Here is a 3,154-nt window from a genome sequence, read left to right as displayed (position 1 = left end):
GCATCCCAGTAAGCGTCCGGTCAGGGTGACGGTTTTCAGTTGAGGCAGCACTTTTTGAATTTCTTGCCGGAGCCACAGGGGCATGGGTCGTTCCGGCCGATTTTTACGGCAAAGGTGGACGGTTCCGGCCTGTTTTTTGATGCCTTGGTCAGTCGTGCTTTGTGCAAAATCTCGACATGTGACGGGATGAGATCGGGGGCGAGGTCTTCTAGTTCCTCGTCGATATCCAAGGGCTCAATGTCATTTGGGTTGGTCGTCAATTCCCCGAGCCGCCCGAGCACGAACCAAGCCCGCTGAAGATCAGCGTCGTTGTCTTCAGCCCAAGCGAGCCAAGCCTCGGGGCGCAGGCGCATGGCCTCGACAAATCCCTCGATCCATATCTCCCATAGAATGGTTTCATCGGTATCGAAGTCGAAGATGGGGCGGTAGCGCCCCTGGTCCAACTGCCGGATAATGTCGTTGTAGTGCCCCAGGATCAGGTCGCTGATGGCTTGCGCCTGTTTCACGTCATCAAACACCGGGCCTTCATCATGTCCCCATACCATCGGCATCCATTCGCTGGGCATGATCATCTCCGGACAGACGATCACTCCCGCCAGGAACCCGTCAAGCTCGCTCAGAAGCATGGCGTCGTCACCGACCGCCTCGCTGAGCAGAAAGTCGTCCAGTTGCCGGAGCTTTCTTGACAGCATGTCGCTCACACCCTGCTCCAACTCCACGGCAAAAGCTCGTCGATGCGATTGATCTTGTGTTCGGCGATACGGCCAAGCACGTCCGTGAGCCAGGCTTGCGGATCGACGCCATTGAGCTTCGCCGTCTCGATCAGGGTGTAGGCGATGGCGGCCGACTTGCCGCCTCCCTCGGAGCCGACGAACAGAAAATTCTTCCGGCCCAGGGCGATCGGCTTCATTGACCGCTCGGCGGAGTTGTTGTCCGCCTCCAGGAAGCCGTGGTCGAGGTAGGGACGGAGTTTCGTCATCCTGGTCAGGGCATAGCGGATCGCCTTGGCGAGCTCGGATTTACCCGAAATCTTCGGGAGTTGGGCGTTTAGCCAGGTTTCCAGATCGTCGAAGATCGGCAGGGCATGCGCCTGCCGCAGCCGCACCCGCTCATCGGGCGGTTGGCCGCGGGCGTCCTTCTCCACACCGTAGAGCCCGGCGATGCGCTTTATGGCCTCCTCGGCGATGACTGACCCTTCGGACTGGAAGACATCCGTGAACTTGCGTCGGATATGAGCCAGGCACGCCACCTCTGATATGCCGCCGGAGCGATAAAGCTCGTTGAAGCCGGAGTAGCCGTCGGCGTGCATCCATCCCGTGTAGCCGGTCAGGTGGTCAGCGGGATGGGCGCCCTTGCGATCGAGAGTGAACCGGTACCAGGCGGCCGGGGGCGCCTGGCCGAGCCAGGGCCGCTCTTCGCGGACATAGGTCCAGACCCGCGCGGTCTTGGCGCGGCCATTTCCGGGCGCCTGCATCTTCAGGGGCGTGTCATCGGCGAAGATCGCCTGTCCCTTGAGAACATGGCGCCCGATGGCGTCGGCCAGCGGCTCCAACAGCGCGGCTGATTTCCCGACCCAGTCGGCAAGCGTCGAGCGGTCGAGATCGATGCCGTCGCGTTCGAAGATCTGGCTCTGCCTGTAGAGGGGCAGATGATCGCCATACTTCGAGACCAGCACATGGGCGAGCAGGCCGGGGCCCGGCCTTCCCCGCTCGATCGGGCGTGAGGGCAACGGCGCCTGGCAGATCGCCTCGCAGCCGGCACAGGCCATGCGCGGGCGGACGATGCGGTTCACGACAAACCGGCCCGGGACGTATTCCAGCTCCTCGGTCACGTCCGCGCCGAGCTTCTTCAGGATGCCGCCGCACGTGCCGCAGGCCTCGCCGGGCGAGAGCACTTGCTCGTTGCGCGGAAGACCAGCCGGGAGCGGCTTGCGCTTCGGCTTATCCTTGGGTTTGGTTGTGCCCTCCGGCGTGCCAGCCGGGGCGCGTCCACTCGCCTTCGCGGCTGCGATCTCCTCGTCTTCGAGGCGCAGTTCGAGCTGATCCAGCGTCTCCGACGTCGACCCAAACCGGTGCCGGCGATGCCCGGCAAGCTCATGCTTGAGCTTCTCGATTTGCAGCGCCTGGGACTTGACGAGCGCCACCAGATCGATCGCCGCATCCCGCAGTTCGGCGGGATCTTTGGGCAGCGAATTGACGTCTGAGAACATATCCAGCTTATAGCCGAGCAGCGCCACCGAGGGAATCCCCAGGAGCCCATATCTCCCTGCTTTTGTTCGAAATTTATCCGGCCGTCAAAGGGCGCCATGTCCTCAGAGGGCTGCGCCAGTCGATCCCCTCCAGAAGCATCGCCAACTGTGCCGCCGTGATCGCGATCTTGCCGTCCGCCGGCGAGGGCCAGACAAAGCGTCCGTGCTCGAGCCGCTTGGCAAACAGGCACGCCCCCTGACCGTCCCACCACACCACTTTGATCAGATCACCGCGACGGCCGCGGAAGACGAACAGATGGCCGCAATAAGGATCCGCGGCGAGAACCTTCTGCGCCTGCGCCGCCAGACCGTTGAACCCCTTGCGCATGTCGGTGACACCCGCCGCCAGCCACACCCGCGTATTCGCCGGCACCGGAATCATGACACCGCCCTCAGCGCCCGGATGATCCGCGTCAGCGACGCCTCATCGATCCGCGCATCAACCCGAAGCCGCGTGCCGCACGCCAATTCGATCTCAACTGCCGCACCCAGCGCCGGCGCCTCAGCGGCCGGTGCGGGTCGATCGGGGGTAATCTCGACCGGCAGAAAGGACACGGCCTCGCCCACCGGCAGCCGATAGCGCGGGTCCCGAAGCCATTTGAACACCAAATTGGCATTGACGTCGTAACGCCGCGCCACCACAGAAACCGAAACCCCCGGCGACCGCGCCTGGGCCACGATCCGCCGCTTCTCCTCGTCGCTCCAGAACCGGCGATGACGCCGCACCATCAATCAACCCCAATAGTGTCCACCATCGATAGTGGACACCATCGCCCGCCATCACCCTCAATGACGACAGCTCAGACCAGAAACCGCAAGGTCAGTCACGCCGGACGGTTACGTTGATCCTTGCGCGTTGGGGGCTCATTCCCTTTTGGGCGAAAGACATCAAGATCGGCTATCAAA

The 3,154-nt window shown here is 62.9% G+C and carries 4 protein-coding genes; all 4 read right to left on the bottom strand.

The genetic code is table 11. From position 1 onward, the window contains the following. Positions 1-35: 35 nt before the first annotated feature. From LJE61_RS04470 to tnpA, 4 genes are read right to left on the bottom strand one after another with little or no spacing between them, the layout of a single operon-like run. On the bottom strand, positions 36-692 hold the full coding sequence (locus tag LJE61_RS04470) for a UPF0149 family protein (RefSeq protein WP_296917568.1): 657 nt from the start codon (positions 690-692) through the stop codon (positions 36-38). Positions 693-697: 5 nt separating this feature from the next. After that, complete coding sequence (gene tnpC, locus LJE61_RS04465; RefSeq protein ID WP_296917567.1) at positions 698-2,236, bottom strand: IS66 family transposase; 1,539 nt, start codon at positions 2,234-2,236, stop codon at positions 698-700. A 46-nt stretch (positions 2,237-2,282) separates the two neighbouring features. Then, positions 2,283-2,630 (bottom strand): IS66 family insertion sequence element accessory protein TnpB, encoded by a 348-nt coding sequence (gene tnpB / locus LJE61_RS04460; protein WP_296917565.1) that lies wholly within the window; start codon positions 2,628-2,630, stop codon positions 2,283-2,285. Further along, positions 2,627-2,977 (bottom strand): IS66-like element accessory protein TnpA, encoded by a 351-nt coding sequence (gene tnpA / locus LJE61_RS04455; RefSeq protein ID WP_296917563.1) that lies wholly within the window; start codon positions 2,975-2,977, stop codon positions 2,627-2,629. Before tnpA ends, tnpB begins: the two co-directional genes overlap by 4 nt. Positions 2,978-3,154 lie beyond the last annotated feature (177 nt).

It is taken from the genome of Thiocapsa sp. (genome assembly GCF_022340925.1).
Classification (GTDB): Bacteria; Pseudomonadota; Gammaproteobacteria; order Chromatiales; family Chromatiaceae; genus Thiocapsa.
The sequence above is the reverse complement of the archived record's forward strand: the minus strand, read 5'-3'. Positions and strand labels throughout refer to the sequence as shown.